Source organism: Methanobrevibacter sp. (assembly GCF_045611865.1).
Classification (GTDB): Archaea; Methanobacteriota; Methanobacteria; order Methanobacteriales; family Methanobacteriaceae; genus Methanocatella.
In genome coordinates, this window is record NZ_JAZKXX010000019.1 from 1 (window position 1) to 15111 (window position 15111).

Annotated in this window: 16 protein-coding genes; 2 read left to right on the plus strand and 14 right to left on the minus strand. The window is 33.9% G+C overall.

What is annotated here, in order from left to right:
* Window positions 1–469 (minus strand): hypothetical protein (locus tag ACKI32_RS01930; protein WP_407412992.1); only part of this gene is annotated, 469 nt, incomplete at its 3' end.
* 239 nt (window positions 470–708) lie between these two features.
* Entirely contained in the window at window positions 709–2091 is a 1383-nt protein-coding gene (locus ACKI32_RS01935) for a hypothetical protein (RefSeq protein WP_407412993.1), read from the minus strand.
* A gap of 309 nt (window positions 2092–2400) precedes the next feature.
* Here ACKI32_RS01935 and ACKI32_RS01940 point away from each other — a divergent pair, with 309 nt between their 5' ends.
* Window positions 2401–2715, plus strand: a complete 315-nt coding sequence (locus ACKI32_RS01940; protein ID WP_407412994.1) for a TfoX/Sxy family protein — start codon at window positions 2401–2403, stop codon at window positions 2713–2715.
* A 16-nt stretch (window positions 2716–2731) separates the two neighbouring features.
* Here the strand turns inward: ACKI32_RS01940 and ACKI32_RS01945 are convergent, their stop codons facing one another.
* From ACKI32_RS01945 to ACKI32_RS01970, 6 genes are all read right to left on the minus strand, one after another.
* Complete coding sequence (locus tag ACKI32_RS01945) at window positions 2732–3376, minus strand: stage II sporulation protein M (RefSeq protein WP_407412995.1); 645 nt, start codon at window positions 3374–3376, stop codon at window positions 2732–2734.
* Between the two features lie 21 nt (window positions 3377–3397).
* Complete coding sequence (locus ACKI32_RS01950; protein ID WP_407412996.1) at window positions 3398–3949, minus strand: hypothetical protein; 552 nt, start codon at window positions 3947–3949, stop codon at window positions 3398–3400.
* A 28-nt stretch (window positions 3950–3977) separates the two neighbouring features.
* A complete protein-coding gene (locus tag ACKI32_RS01955) occupies window positions 3978–7085 on the minus strand; it encodes a C1 family peptidase (protein ID WP_407412997.1) in 3108 nt (1035 codons plus the stop codon).
* Window positions 7086–7166: 81 nt separating this feature from the next.
* Entirely contained in the window at window positions 7167–7442 is a 276-nt protein-coding gene (locus ACKI32_RS01960; protein WP_407412998.1) for a type II toxin-antitoxin system RelE family toxin, read from the minus strand.
* Window positions 7439–7702 carry a hypothetical protein gene (locus ACKI32_RS01965; RefSeq protein ID WP_407412999.1) on the minus strand — a complete coding sequence of 88 codons (264 nt, stop codon included), beginning with the start codon at window positions 7700–7702 and terminating at the stop codon, window positions 7439–7441. Before ACKI32_RS01965 ends, ACKI32_RS01960 begins: the two co-directional genes overlap by 4 nt.
* A 315-nt stretch (window positions 7703–8017) precedes the next feature.
* Window positions 8018–8233 (minus strand): hypothetical protein, encoded by a 216-nt coding sequence (locus tag ACKI32_RS01970; RefSeq protein WP_407413000.1) that lies wholly within the window; start codon window positions 8231–8233, stop codon window positions 8018–8020.
* A gap of 238 nt (window positions 8234–8471) precedes the next feature.
* Between ACKI32_RS01970 and ACKI32_RS01975 the strand changes: the two genes are divergently transcribed.
* Window positions 8472–8693, plus strand: a complete 222-nt coding sequence (locus ACKI32_RS01975) for a hypothetical protein (protein ID WP_407413001.1) — start codon at window positions 8472–8474, stop codon at window positions 8691–8693.
* Between the two features lie 84 nt (window positions 8694–8777).
* Here the strand turns inward: ACKI32_RS01975 and ACKI32_RS01980 are convergent, their stop codons facing one another.
* The 6 genes from ACKI32_RS01980 to ACKI32_RS02005 form a co-directional block, all read right to left on the minus strand.
* Window positions 8778–11924 (minus strand): Ig-like domain-containing protein, encoded by a 3147-nt coding sequence (locus ACKI32_RS01980; RefSeq protein WP_407413002.1) that lies wholly within the window; start codon window positions 11922–11924, stop codon window positions 8778–8780.
* 246 nt (window positions 11925–12170) lie between these two features.
* A complete protein-coding gene (rpl12p, locus tag ACKI32_RS01985) occupies window positions 12171–12476 on the minus strand; it encodes a 50S ribosomal protein P1 (RefSeq protein WP_292600726.1) in 306 nt (101 codons plus the stop codon).
* A gap of 60 nt (window positions 12477–12536) precedes the next feature.
* A complete protein-coding gene (locus tag ACKI32_RS01990; RefSeq protein WP_407413003.1) occupies window positions 12537–13547 on the minus strand; it encodes a 50S ribosomal protein L10 in 1011 nt (336 codons plus the stop codon).
* Complete coding sequence (locus tag ACKI32_RS01995) at window positions 13547–14185, minus strand: 50S ribosomal protein L1 (RefSeq protein ID WP_407413004.1); 639 nt, start codon at window positions 14183–14185, stop codon at window positions 13547–13549. Before ACKI32_RS01995 ends, ACKI32_RS01990 begins: the two co-directional genes overlap by 1 nt.
* 171 nt (window positions 14186–14356) lie before the next feature.
* Entirely contained in the window at window positions 14357–14839 is a 483-nt protein-coding gene (locus ACKI32_RS02000) for a 50S ribosomal protein L11 (RefSeq protein WP_407413005.1), read from the minus strand.
* A partial coding sequence (locus tag ACKI32_RS02005; RefSeq protein ID WP_407413006.1) for a transcription elongation factor Spt5 occupies window positions 14839–15111 on the minus strand: 273 nt, incomplete at its 5' end. The genes ACKI32_RS02005 and ACKI32_RS02000, both read right to left, overlap by 1 nt.

Sequence of the window (15111 nt, forward strand, 5' to 3'; positions counted from 1 at the left end):
CACCCCAGTCATCATCATCCCAATCATCAGAATCATCGTCCCAGTCACCCCAGTCATCATCATCCCAATCATCAGAATCATCGTCCCAGTCATCATCATCCCAATCATCAGAATCATCGTCCCAGTCACCCCAGTCATCATCATCCCAATCATCAGAATCATCGTCCCAGTCACCCCAGTCATCATCATCCCAATCATCAGAATCATCGTCCCAGTCATCCCAGTCATCATCATCCGAATCTTCTAGGTCATCATCATCCGAGTCATCTAGTCCATCATCTCCGTCATCAGAATCATCATCCACATCATTCCATCCATCATCCCAGTCATGAGAATGATCGATGCTTCCAATATCAGTATTTATTGCATCGTTTCCATCTGCAAGTATATTTTCATGTGCGCTTGCTGCTGAAATTGTCAGCATCACGATAAGCAATGAAAATATAATTATTTTATTTTTAAATTTCATTTATTAAACCTCGATTTTAATTTTTATTCCTAATTCTCTTTAAAAACTAGAAATAATGTTTTTAGCTTAAAATGAAATTATTTTAAATATTAAAATCACCATTTTTTTAGCGTGTTTATTTTATAGAAAATAATAAGATTCAAGCTAAAAAAATTATTCCTAATATTTAAATTAAGAAAAAATATTTTTCATTAATTTAATTTACTTATAAAAATAGTGGGAAAATCCCTAAAATCTTTTTAAGGAATTGTGATTTTAATTACTCCGAATAATGCGAAAACTGAAGTATTTTCTACAATAAATGGAGCATTAACATTATATTTTTTAAAGAGAACATGATCGTGGTTATCTTCTTGTTCCTCATTGGTAATGGTATCGAATTCACTAACTTCTGGAAGATTATCATAACTAGCATACTGTTTAGTGAAACTAGTGTTAGTACATTCACATCCAATCATGTGGTAAAAAGTATGTTGGATATCTTCGGATATATTGCTTGATAAACAATTAATCGGCTGACTGAACTTAAAACGTTGTATTCCTACAGTTGCATCAGAATTGTCATATACATCACGCCAACAATCCCCATCAGAGGATTGTAAATCAGATTCCATATCATCATATGAATTAATATAAACATCAGGAATTGTATTTAAATCGAATGTTTGATTTATTAATATCATATTGTCCTGAATGATTAGCATGTCTGAAATATTGCTGTCAGATTCTATAAACAATTCCATTTCATCATCCAGGCCATCAAAATTTATGATTGAATCTATATCCTGATAAAGACTGTAATCTGAATAATCAGAGCAATATTTATGGTTTCTTAACGTTGGATTATTATTGGACGGTGAAATATTAGTCATTACATTATGGGTCGATGGAGAGTTCATAATCTTATCAAAGATATCAAGAACTGCATTTACATCAAATAAATTAATATTGGAATCTATATATTTCGCCCCTGCGCCCATAAAACTAATTAAATCAGATGTCAAATAATTAATAGTCTTAAAACCAATATGAATGTTGCTAGTGAAAACATCTCCAATTTCATTTTCTTCAATGATGTTTTTTAATGAATTCTCTTTTAAACAATCAAAATATTCGCTGCAACAGGAGTATGTTTTTGCAAAAAAATATTCGGCATTAATATTACCTGATAATGCCTCAAAACCCATATCTTCAGATGATTGAGAATCAGAAAACATTCCATCAATACTACGTTCATTAACTGCACCACCTGCATCATCACTTTTAGAATAATGTGAAAATGAAGATGATTTGTGAATAGCCATATTCTTATTAAAAGAAGCGCCAGCAATAGCTGAAGCACCATTGACTACAACCTTAAAATCATGGTCGTCCAATGGATATGGAGAAATATCCTGTTCAATATCCTCATCAGATGTATTTTCCTCATCATCAATAACATTATCCTCTAGAACTGAATCTTCACTAATATCATCAATATAACCTGAATCAGCGTCTAATTCAACGTAATCTGAAGTTGAATTAGTTCCATCATCCATGGTTATATCTTCTGCACTAACAGCAGACATTAGCATGAATATCATTATTAATGAAAATATGAGTATCTCTTTTCTAAATTTCATTCGCAACACGATTACAAGGTTTATCAATTAACATATAAATACTTTTCGTTTTTTTATTTCAACTAATTCGACTTAAAAATTAAATTTCTATCATCATTAATTCTTAGATTAAAAATAAAGTATTAAAATTTAGTTTTATTATGATATACTGTAAATTATATGTTTTATGGCTTATTAAATCTTCATGAACTATTTTTTTAAAGGAAACTAATTTTAACACAATTAGTAGTTTTGTAGAACAAAACTAATATCAATAAAATAACAAAATTATACTTAACAACCAAAGAAATTATAATCAAGTGATTTGAAATGGGCTCAAACAAAGAATATTTAGAATATGTACTTGATCAGCTATCCGATTTGGAGGATATAACCTACAGGGCAATGATGGGAGAATACATCATCTACTATCAAGGAAAGATTATTGGTGGAATCTATGATGACAGATTCCTTTTAAAACCTGTAAAATCAGCAATTAGCATGATGCCTGACGTGAAAATGGAATTGCCCTATGATGGTGCAAAGGAAATGCTGCTTGTCGAGGATTTGGAAGATAAAGATTTTCTGGCCGAAGTCATAGAAGCCATGTACGATGAGCTTCCATCCCCAAGAAAACGCAAATAACACCACCCGAGCAATATTAACCAGACACTGGTCCAAACAGCAATTCCGAAAACGGAACTGAAACATATGCCTCAATAGGAGCTGCAATAATCAGCAATATCATTGAAAAAATCATGAGGGCAATACTTTGAATCAATATCCCCTTAGTCTTTTCAAATGCTTCAGAGGCTCCTTGGGTTTCACTGCTTCTCCAGGCCCTTATGAATCTCCAGATGAACAGGAAAAGCACTATTCCAGCGGCAGACTGTATGACAGTTGCTGTGATTTCAAATATTCCATGAGGAATCAGATAAACAATATACCTCACTCCCCCATTTGGAACCAAAACAGTGAAAAATTGGCCCAAAAGCCCTAAATTAACCGCATTATACAACAATGACACGATTGCAGGAATTGCAAAGAACACTGAAACAACATATGTTACTATTCCTCCCCAGCCATTATGTATAAAAAGCTCTAAAGCATCAGAAGCATCAAAAGTATCAATAACTCCACCAGCAGAATAAGTCGTATTTACCAAATCAGCACTGATTCTGGAAGCTGACAAAACCCATGCTAAAATAAAGACGGCTATGAACAATACATATAACCCAATTATCAATTTCTTATTGTCCTTTAATGATTCAATCAGCAGATTTTTGAATTTAGTCACAATATCCATATTTAACCCCCAAAAGTCGTGTTAATATCCCTCATCTTCAAAGAATTTTTTAACCTTAAGGTAGAATTCGTCGCTTGTAAATCCAAAGTCATTGTTGAATGATTTATAGGCCAGCTCACAGTCCTTTTCCAAATTGAATCTGAAATCTGCACATTCATCAAAAAATTTATCAAAACAGACTTTGGAATGTTGCGGAAATGGAACTTCATCAAAGGAAACCTTATCAATCACCATATCCATGGCACAGGAGAGAACGGTTAACTGAAGGGCAGATGCATAAGCGTCATAGAACTCCCCATAATCCAGATTTACATTGAAATAGATCATGAAATTAATCATCACGTGGGAAACCCAAATCAGGGAATTCGGTTCAAATTTATCCAGCCGCAAATCAGTGAACTTGAAAATCAATTTTTCCAGATTGCCGTCATTGTCCTGGCAGAATTCTACAAACTCCTTAAATGAATAATTGGTTAAATATTTAAGATATGCATCTTTAATCTCATCATCACAAGGATATTTGGAAATTTTTTTCAATTCCTTTCGCGTTAGGACTTTTGGATAATTAACCATATTATTCACCATAGAGTTTTTAAGAAATTCATATGACTTTAACTGTAGATTTTATTGTATCTTTCAGGTAAGTCGCCGCAAATGTGTAGGTTTTGCCTTTCTTGAGCTTTTTGATAACATCCTGTTTGATTGTTACTTTGGCAATTCCTTTCGCATTGGTTTTTGCATGATAGCTTTTGCCTTTGAACTTGAATGTTATTGTCTTGCCCTTAACGAGTTTACCGTTGATTTTAAGCTTGGCCTGCAAGGTAAATGATTTAGCAGTCTTTTTGACAGTCACTTTACTTGTTGTTAGGACCTGTTTTACGGTAACCTTGTTTGTGTAGGTTTTACCGTTGTACTTGGTTGTTATGGTATATTTACCCGGAACGTCAGTTATTTTTATTTTGGCAATTCCATCCTTATCGGTTGTTACTGTAGTGGTTTTTTTGTTGATTAGGAATGTGACTTTTTCACCTGCGCCGATAGCATGGCCATCATCAGTTACAACCTTAACGCTGAAGTATGATCCTCCAGCATAATCAACTGAAATGTCATTATCATTGATGATTTTGGAATCATCTTTAACAGTATAGGCCTTTATTGCACAGACATAGTTTCTAGGAGTGACCTCCGCCCAGCCCTCAGGAGTATTGATTAGTGAAACATTTGATTGGTAATGTTGTCTTGAGTTGCGAATTATTGGAGCCCAATTTGACTTAATCACAACATCAAACTTATCTCCTTCTTTAATCGGAACATATGAATCCAATTTAATAGTATGGAAACCTCCGAATGGAGAAAGACCTGACTGTATATGTTTCAATACACCATTAACATAAATTTTAACTGTATATTCCACATTGCTATCGTTAAAGTATGTTCCAACAGCTGCAAGCAAATCATCCTCAACAGCAGTGAAATTATTAAGATATTCATTATAATTAAAGTAATATCCTAGTGTTCCTCCAATATCATACTGGTAGTTTTTATTATACTCAACCGTGTTTTCCAAAAGATAGGCAAATGATATCTCAGTTGCTGCAAAGGTCTTATCATAATATGAAATATAGTAATAACCTTCATCACCAGCGTCCTCTCCCCAACTGTTTTTGACTATCCATGCGCCGTCATCAGGAGGTGTAATCAGGAAATTATCCGCAGAATAATTGTCATCCCAACCAATCAAGACAACACAATGGTCACTAGCCAAAGATTCATTGCAGTATTGTGCAGATGTGTTCAAATTAAGGTATGGAGGCATCTGTTCAGCACAATATGTAATATCTACAGCACCATATTTTAAAATGACCCGTTTCAATTGGTCAATATCGGAAGAACTGTTGAGAGGAGGTATAAAAATCACATCCTGGAAATGAACACTATCTTCTGATGCAATGATTGGTGAAATTTTACCCAACTGGTCATATGTATCATATTCAGATGAAAATACACCAAACCAACTTAATGCATACAATACACCATTTATTCCAAATCCACCTTCCATCAGTCCGATTTGCCCATAAGGAGAATATTGCAGTGCACTATCCTGCATATTATTTTCAGAAACGTCCATTTCAATACCTAAATACCTCAATATTGCAGATTCAATTGCTCCTGTAGCACCAAATGCCCAACAGGATCCCATACGACCTTGGTCTCTGACAGGTGTGGCCCATCCCCAATCGCGCAAATCAAATCTGGACGGAAGGTTGGCCACATCAATGGTATTGTTCAATATGGTCAGTTTCATCCCCTCGGCAGCGATTATTGTACGATAATTTGTATTATTGAAACTGCAGGAGTCATCGCTGCTATACGTATTGTTCTCCAAAATGGCAAGGGACCAATCAAATACTGTGAAGATATCATCAAAATTGCCTTCCTGATTGGTATTATTCACAAATGTATTGTTTGAAAAATAATAATTTGAATCATAAAGATACAGCGCACCGCCACATTGGGCAGAACTGTTTATGAATTCATTGTTATCTAATCTAAGAAGTGAATTATCACAAAAGATTGCACCTCCAAAGGAGCCTCGAGGACCATCAAATTGTGCATCATTTCCGATAAATATTGAATCTGAGATGAAGGCAGATTTTAGGCAGGAGAGATATATCGCACCTCCGTCAAACAGCACATCATTGTTTTTAAAAGTACAGTTTGTTAAATAAAGGCGACCGTCATATTGCATTAAAGCTCCGCCAAATCCAGAATAACAGTCAATGAAATCACAATTATGAATACGTGCAATATTCATTGAATCATATGCATTAACATCCACCAGTATTGCACCTGCATTCTTTTCGGAAGTAACATTGACAAAAGTACAATTGTTGATTTCAGCACTCACCAAATCTTTTACCCCAATTGCACCGGCAGAAGTTATGGCATGCAAATTAACAAATTGGCAATTCTGAATCATTGTTCTTGTAGAACCCCTAACAGCAGTATAGTTGGAAGTAGAATTTGCAAACAGGGAGTTTAATATTGTAATGTTACAGTTTTGGGCCTCAGTATAAATGAACCCCCATTGCAATATTTTAGAGTTCATCATAACAGCATTATCAACATTCAAGACACTATCATCAAATAACCGTATGACAGTAAACTTGGATGTGAAGTCAGTAAATTTATCATTATTACTGAAATATGTTCCATAAACTGCAATTACACAATTTTCAGCAGTATTATTCATTAAAACAACATCATTTGTTGTCAGACTGCAATTCACCATGATACTAAAAACACTACCTCTCGAAGAATTTGCATTTATAAAAGTAAGGTTATTTATTGTCACGTTTTTTGCAGAAATCTGAAATATTGAAGATTGACCGCTTGCATCGATTGTATGGCCATTACCTAAAATGACAAAATTATCCTGTCCAATAATGATAGGCGTGTTGTTATCAGAACCATTATTAAATTTATAATTATCCTTTACATCAAAAACACCGGTTGAATTGGAAATATCATCCCTCAAATCCGTGAATGTTTTTGGCTCGCCTACAGCAAGAACATCATCTTGAGTAGTTTCTAATATATCCTGATTATCATCACTTAAATTATCCTCAGAATAGGCATCTGTTGCACAAACAGCACCTACAGATATGAATAAAATAAGCATGAAGATTACAATTTTCAAAGTCTTCATATTATCACTAAACAAATATATGTTAAAAAGTAATATTTAAGTGAATATATTTAATTTTAATAACCTTATAAAAAAATATGATTAAAACATCCTATAATCATTTTTACGTTTAATAATATCAATTATTTCAATTTGTTCAGTATTTTCAGAGACAAAAAAGATTATTCTATAACTCCCCACCCTAGCTCTTTGACATTTAGGGCATTTAACACTAGTTAACTCAATGAATTCTGCATCGTAAGGATTATCTAAAATTTCATAATACTTTTTAGTTATCCTCAACAGTAATTTCTTGTCATTCTTATGTTTTTTGAAAAATTTCTTAACTCTATCATGTTCAAATAATTTATAGGTCATTTTTTAAGCTCATTTTCTAATTTTGATATTCTTTTCTCCAAATCTATTAGTGTGACTTCAGATACCTCTTCTAAATTTCCATTTTCGAATTTTTCTACATCCCTATTGTAAACTTCAGCTTGTTCATCAGAAAATTCTTCATTTTCATAATAATAATTGATTAAGAAATCTATAACATCATTGAAAGTTTCATTTTTGGAAGCAAGTTCAGATAATAATTTATGGGTTTTTTCAGAAATTTTAATAGTTTTTGTCATCATCTAATTTCACCAAATATAGTATACTCAGTATACTATAAATAATTTTCCATAATACTACCTCAATGGAAAATCTTCCCAATAGATATTAAAGATAATTTACCAATTAATAGATTAAACTGAAAGTTAAATATACTTTTTGTTTAAAATAAGAGCAATTTTACTAATTTAGAGCAATATTAATGTGTAAAAAAATATTGTAAAAATAAAAAAAGTTTAAAGGAGCTTAAAAGCCCCCCATCATGACATAAACAAAACACTCATAAATGAACCGCATAGGATATTATCACATTTTTAGTCTTCATATATGCATACAAATCAAATATGGACCCCCAAACCTTGAATCAGCAATACCTGCAAGATGTTACCATAAGCGCTCACGTGTGCAAGACCGAATATCAGCAAGGTAACGATAATTGATATCCTTACAGCCGAAGTACTGTTTTCTGTGAATCTATAGACAAGATACATGACAATTATCAGGAGAAGTATCTTGAAAAATTCCTCACCCCACAATTGGACTACTAAACTCACAATAAGCATCAGTTTTGAAGTTCCGTTCAGTACCTCCTCCCCAGTAGCCGGATCTCAAAAAGTCTTCATAAGGAAAGCGACAAGCATTGCATAAATAATATAGAAAACAAAAACACAGGATGACTGTTTTAATGTCTCCGAGTTTCGGTTTTTTAAAAAATATTTCAAAACTGGTGTCTTGCCATATTGCTTCAACAAGTTTAAATAGCATTTAGCCAATACATTAAGATGTGAAAACATGATATTCATCATTATTCTACTAATAATTATTATTTTGGCAATATATTTCCTTAGGCGCAAAAATGACGGATATGACTACTCAAAACCATCAAACAATTCTATTAGAACTGATGAGGAAGAGCCATATTACATCTACGCAGATGCCGATAGGATTAATGAGGAATTATTGCATGACGATGAGGAATGCCATTTCGATGATTTTGATGGTGAATTTCCTTAAAGATAGTCAAATCTTTGCAAAAAAATGTAAAGTGATTTTTAAAAGAAGCACATATGTAAAAAAAAGAGTAGATGAAAGATACATCTACTTGACACTAATGTTGACTTTTTTAGTTACCTTCTTGTAATATGCATCGCCAGCATAGGTTACAACAGCTTTGAAAGTGCCTTTTTTAGTTAATTTGGTAATTTTAAAGGTTGCTTTACCTTTACTGTTAGTTTTGGCGGAATATACCTTACCATTAACTTTGATAGTAACTTTAACCTGTTTCATGGCATTGTTTTTATTGTTTTTCAAAGTTATTGCATATGCTTTGGTTTTTACTGTCATTTTAAAGGTTTTTGCTTTAGCAGTTATTACAGGAGTTGCTTTGGCAACCACCACCTTAACAGATCCTGTTGATTTGACATAATAGCTATCTCCTGCAAATACAACTGATGCCGCGTATGTAGCAGGTTTTAGATTGCTAGGTACTGCAACAGAGATTTGTCCATTGGCATTGGTTGTTCTAGGATAGGTTACCCCATTTAATTTAACAGCAATTTCCTTACCTGCCACCGGATTATTGTCTTCATCTTTTAATGTAACTACAATGTTTTTGCTATCTCCATAAACAGTGTTTATCTGAGAAGAAACTACAACCTCAGTCGCTGATTTAACAATATATGATATGAAAGTGCTGTTTTCGTTGAAGTTAAAATCACCAAGGTATATTGCATCAATTCCGTATTCACCCGGTTTAAAGACATCATCAAATGCAACTTTTCCGTCTACAACTAGATTATAAACATCCCAGTCACCCATTTTAAACAAGACGAAGCCTTCAGCATCAGAATCTACACTGCCGTTTATATAAACATGGTATCCATCAACCAAAACATCAAAATCAATTGGAGTATTCATTTTTGGAAGAACAACCAATTTGGAAGTGTCATTAACCGCAGCCACATGACCCTCATCATCAATATATGCCACAGCAATATCATAAGTACCTGGAGAAAGGACCTGCGGGAATGTGGCAACATATCCGAATTTTAAAACAAATTGACTTATGGCACTTGAAGTGTTAATGCCCAATCCATTGGCAACTTTATAAACACCATCAATCAGAGAATCATAAAACTTGAAAGCACTGACAATCTCTTCCAATCCCCCATAGGCACTGGACCTGTTAAAACTAAAAGCACTGACGATTATGGCCAAACCATCATAAATGCGGGATTTGTCAAAGCTAATCGCATTAATGATTTTGGTTAAACCGTCATTGATTTTTGAAGGGGTTATATCGACCTTGTTTTTAGCATTGTCAAGTATTTCAATAACCTTTGATTTGTTATAATCAATTTCATGGAAAATTTTATTAATTCCATCCATAACTGTTGAAACATTGACCTTCACCCCATCAAATAGCTTAACAAATCCTCCAGCCATTAGTGAGTAATCGAAATTGACTGCGCTTGTACCGTTGATTGATTCGAAAATCTTATTGTAATCTATTTCAACATAACGTATAATGTTGAAAATTGTCCTTGCAGGTTTTGAAATGTTAAAATCATGATTGGCGATTTTATAGATAATATCAGAAAGGTCAAAAGTAAAACCATTGGTAACATTGCCCAATAGCTCTATGAAATTTGAACTTGTTATGTTATTATAATCAATTATGTCCCTGAATATTTGGCCCAACTCTGTGAAATTTAACTTATCCCTGTTTAAAGCATCGGATAATGCAGCATCAAGTTCATCAGTAATTGTCAGATTAAGGCGATTGATAATGCTTGAGACATTGTTTGAGACATCTGCCCTGGTGTAATTGAAGTTTGCTAGAATCTTATCAAAATCAGCACCAAATGACTTATCATTAAAAGAAAATGCACTAAGCAATTCTTTATTAAAGACATCGGGGTTGTCTAAGTCAAATCCATTGAAGATGTCTGTAAGTCCGACAATGACGCTGGAGCTATCAAATTCAAATCCATGATAAATGTCAACTGCTCCTTCAAGGAATTTCATGATTTTAGAGCTGTCAAAACCTGTGATATCGGCCAATTCATAAGCGACTTTAGACTTGTCGAAAGTAACACTATTGATACTGTTGACTATTGAATTTGTAATTCCGTTGGTATCAAATCTTGCAGAACCTATGAGTTTATAGAAAGGATCCAAATTAAATCCACCATCTGATTCGACAAATTTTGAAAGATTGAATGTGAATCCGTTAGTGAGCACGCTTAATTTATCCAAAAAGATTTCCTTTGTCAGCGCATTGTAATTCCAAATGTCCCTCATTAAATTAACAGCCTCTAAAAGAGGGAATTCCTTTTTTAGATAGAGAATTCCTAATCTTAATTTAAGATTAAGAGATAATTTTAACCCCAGGCGTGACATCAAATCCTGAATTGAAGTTTGAGAACCATCTCCAAATTCGCTGCTGAGACTTTTTAATCCATCCAAAAAGGCATCCATATTGATGACTATGTTGGCAAGGATATTGTTTAACAGATTAGGATCATTGAACTCAAATCCATCTAAAATTGCGATTAATATGTTAGTTGCTTTTGTAATATTCAAATCATTAACATCAATTCCGCTTTTTATCTCGGCAAACCCTGAAATAACATCCGAAATATTAATTTCAGTACCGTTTATGATGTAATTTACACCCTCAATAACCTTATCAACATCAACCCTAGTTCCATTAACGATATGGTCTGTTCCATCGGCCAAATCTGAAATATTAATACTGTATCCTGCATCAATATCCTCCAAACCGCTGATGATTTGTGAAATGTTGACATTTGTGAAATTCCAGGAAGAATAAATAATATCATAAATATCTGAAATATTTCTTCCAGGATTTGCGCGGATAATTTCAACAAAATCGACAATAGTGAAGTTAGATTGACCAGAATTATTATTTAACTCAATGTATCTGCTTATGGTCTCATTTTCACCATATATTGTTACATTAACTCCTCCAGAAACAGGATTGCCATTAGAATCTGTTACATTAAATGGAATTGAAACGATTTCGCCCTCATTTATGGTAACATCATCGACATCTACTGAAGGCGCCTCATCATCAGATAAGACATCTGATTGAACAGCATAAACTCCCAAAACGGGCGCAGCCGAATCATCAGTTAAATTATAATCATCATTAGCACATACTGCACCAATGGCAAGTAAAAAGATAAGAACAAACGAAATAACAAATAAATGTTTTTTCATTAAATATAAACCTCCCTTAAAACTGTAGGATAATATTTAAAGAACAATAAAGCATTAAAATTCCCTAAAAATTATACATAATAACTTATCTGATAATTATGTTTTTAATGATATAAAAATATTTGATAATGTGAAAAATAGAATGTGTAATAAAAAACTTAAATAAAAACAAAAAAAAGCAGTTCTAAAATAAAAATAGCTTAAACAAAAAAAGAAAAAATAAAAGGTGATAGATTTTTAAAAAATCTATCCGAAGAGAGCACCTAATCCAGCTGCTGCTTCTTCTTCAGAAGCTTCTTCCTCTTCTTCCTCTTCTTCTTCCTCTTCTTCAACAGCTTCTGCTGCTGCAGGTGCAGCTGCAGGTGCTGCTGCTGCCATAGCAGTGGTTTCCATAGCTTCGTCGATGTCAACATCTTCTAAAGCTGCGATTAATGCTTTAATTCTAGCATCATCAGCGTCGATTCCTGCTGCTTCAATAATACTTTTAACATTTTCTTCGTTAATATCTTTTTCTGCACTGTGCAAAATCATTGCCGCATATATATATTCCATGTTATCACCATTAATTTTTTAAAGTGTTAGTTTTTTTATAATAATATAAAATTTTTAATTTTAACCGAAGAGAGCTCCTAACCCAGCTGCTGCTTCTTCTTCACTGTTTTCTTCTTCTTCCTCTTCTTCCTCTTCTTCTTCAACAACTTCTTCTACCACTGGAGCAGCTGCTACAGCAACATTGTAAAGTTTTTCAGCTAATTCGTCATCAATAGCTCCTGCAGTATCTGCTACTTCGGATGCTAAAGCTAACATTTTAGCTTGTGCTAAACCGATAATTGGTTCTGAAGTTTCTGAGGTCATAATTGCTCCTGCAACACCAACATTGATTGCTCTAGTGTATGCGAGAGTAATAATAGTGGAAATAGTTTCATCAGTAGGTATAGCTGCGTTTACAGATAAGTTAAATGCATTTCTAAATGCGTTTTGTACGTCAGCTAATGTTTGTTCTTCGTCGATTGCGAGTACATCTGAAGTATAAATAGCTTCTTCCTCATATACTGCTTTTAAATCGATTCCTACTTCCATTGGATTAATATCCATTCTTGATAAAGTAGCTGCAACTTGTTTAGATACAGTTTCACCAGCTGCGACAACAACAGTTTCCTTTTGTACGCAGATTTTTCCTTTATCAATTTTTGCAGGAATTCCAACTTGTTGTAATTCACCTAAGAATGGTCCTGGTTCAAATCCAGTGTCCCCTTCAGGTACAATAATATCATCAGTAGCAACAGATCCTGGTTTTGCAGGAGCTGAGGTTTTGCTGTCTTCCAATATTTTGTATAATTTGAATGGGTTCATTTCGGTTGCGATAAGTGCAACTTGGCCATCCATATGTTCAGACAAATCAACAATGTTGTTTTTACTAGCATTGCAATCTTCAAAAGCTAAATCAATAAGGTTTTTCTTAGACATTCTGATTACAGCTTTTCCTTTAAGAGATTTTCTCATTTCTTGGAGCTGTTTTGCAGGAATGTTCATTAAATCGACAATACCGACAACGTCGTATTGGTCAATAATACCTTTTAGCTCTTGGACTTCTTCCTTTTTCCATTCAGCAACATGAGCCATTAGATCACCCTCACTACTGGTCCCATAGTTGTTTTAATAAACATGGACTTTATTTGACTTCTTCCTTTTTCTAAATTGCGGTCTAAGACTGTAAGAACAGTTTCCACATTTTCAGCTATATCCTCGTCTGACATGTCTTGGCTTCCAACAACAATTTGAATACTTGCTTGTTGTTTTACACCAACTTTGACAGTACTTTGTAATCTTTCTAAAAGAGGATCTAATTTGATACTTGCAGGCACTGGTTTTGGCATTTTTCCACGAGGACCTAAAACAGGACCTAAGAATCTACCAACGAGTGGCATCATATCAGCTTGAGCTACTAAGAAATCAACAGAGTTAGCCATTTTTTTAGCTGCTTTTCTGTCTTTTCCGAACTCTTCTAAATCCGCTTTATTAATTACAGTGTCAAGACCAGCATCTTTAGCTTGAACAATGAGTTCCCCATCAGCTATGACTCCGATTTTAATCGGTTTGCCACGGCCGTTAGGAAGAGTAACTTCCTCATTAAACCTATTTTCTGGCTTTCTGACATCTAAGTCTCTGATATTAATAATAATATCGACGGACTCAGTGAAGTTTCTCGGCTTTGATTGTTCTTTTGCCTCCTTCACCGCGTTAACTACATCTTGTGTCATTATTCATCCCCCATGAACATTTTCTGTTCATTGGATTTTTTTGGTTTCATGAGTATCGATTACAAGAAAAAAATTCTTCAACGATTGCATGAATTAAAAACAGTATATCCGTTATAATTAACTTATAACATCATATACACTGTATTTATTAACTTAATTTAAATTTTACATTTATTCTGATAAAATATCATCATATTTTCCAGCATCTACGTCTTTCTGTGCTTCTCTTGGGTCTTTACCGTCAACAGATAATCCCATACTTACACAGGTTCCCATGACTTCTTTAACTGCTGCTTTGTAATCGTTAGATAATAATGAATCGAATTTCATTCTAGCGATTTTTAAAGCGGTTTCAATTGGTAAGTCATTGATAATGTCTAAACCTGGTTCATGAGAAGCTTTTTCAATGCCTAATTCTTCCATGATTAAAGCAGTTGTTGGTGGAGTACCGATTTCAATTTCGAAATCTTTAGTATCTCTGTCAATAGTAACTTTAACAGGTACTTTCATTCCTGCAAAGTCAGCACTTTTTTTGTTGATTTCTTCAACAACTTGCATCATGTTAATACCGAAAGGTCCTAATGCAGGTCCTAATGGTGGTCCAGGAGTTGCAGTACCACCTTCGATAAGTACTTCGACTGTATCTTTAGCCATCAGTCAGCCTCCTTTTGAATTATTCTTATTTGATCAGCTTTAACAGTTACCGGAATCGGAACTGCTGCTTCTATTAACTCAAGAACAACTTCTTCACGTGATTCATCAATACGAACCACTTTCGCCCTTTCACCTTTGAATGGTCCAGAAATAAGCTCAACAATACTTCCTTTTTGTATGGAGGAAATAATTGGCTCTGGTTTCAAGAATCTTTTTGCTTCATCGAAGGTGATGCCTACGCTACCTTCCACAACCCCTCTTAAATGTTGAAC

Excerpts from the sequence above, each read along its gene's own strand:
- ACKI32_RS01935 (WP_407412993.1), bottom strand. The coding sequence starts at position 2,091 with ATGAAATTTAGAAAAGAGATACTCATATTTTCATTAATAATGATATTC.
- ACKI32_RS01940 (WP_407412994.1), top strand. The coding sequence starts at position 2,401 with ATGGGCTCAAACAAAGAATATTTAGAATATGTACTTGATCAGCTATCC.
- ACKI32_RS01945 (WP_407412995.1), bottom strand. The coding sequence starts at position 3,376 with ATGGATATTGTGACTAAATTCAAAAATCTGCTGATTGAATCATTAAAG.
- ACKI32_RS01950 (WP_407412996.1), bottom strand. The coding sequence starts at position 3,949 with ATGGTTAATTATCCAAAAGTCCTAACGCGAAAGGAATTGAAAAAAATT.
- ACKI32_RS01955 (WP_407412997.1), bottom strand. The coding sequence starts at position 7,085 with ATGAAGACTTTGAAAATTGTAATCTTCATGCTTATTTTATTCATATCT.
- ACKI32_RS01960 (WP_407412998.1), bottom strand. The coding sequence starts at position 7,442 with ATGACCTATAAATTATTTGAACATGATAGAGTTAAGAAATTTTTCAAA.
- ACKI32_RS01965 (WP_407412999.1), bottom strand. The coding sequence starts at position 7,702 with ATGATGACAAAAACTATTAAAATTTCTGAAAAAACCCATAAATTATTA.
- ACKI32_RS01975 (WP_407413001.1), top strand. The coding sequence starts at position 8,472 with ATGATATTCATCATTATTCTACTAATAATTATTATTTTGGCAATATAT.
- ACKI32_RS01980 (WP_407413002.1), bottom strand. The coding sequence starts at position 11,924 with ATGAAAAAACATTTATTTGTTATTTCGTTTGTTCTTATCTTTTTACTT.
- rpl12p (WP_292600726.1), bottom strand. The coding sequence starts at position 12,476 with ATGGAATATATATATGCGGCAATGATTTTGCACAGTGCAGAAAAAGAT.
- ACKI32_RS01990 (WP_407413003.1), bottom strand. The coding sequence starts at position 13,547 with ATGGCTCATGTTGCTGAATGGAAAAAGGAAGAAGTCCAAGAGCTAAAA.
- ACKI32_RS01995 (WP_407413004.1), bottom strand. The coding sequence starts at position 14,185 with ATGACACAAGATGTAGTTAACGCGGTGAAGGAGGCAAAAGAACAATCA.
- ACKI32_RS02000 (WP_407413005.1), bottom strand. The coding sequence starts at position 14,839 with ATGGCTAAAGATACAGTCGAAGTACTTATCGAAGGTGGTACTGCAACT.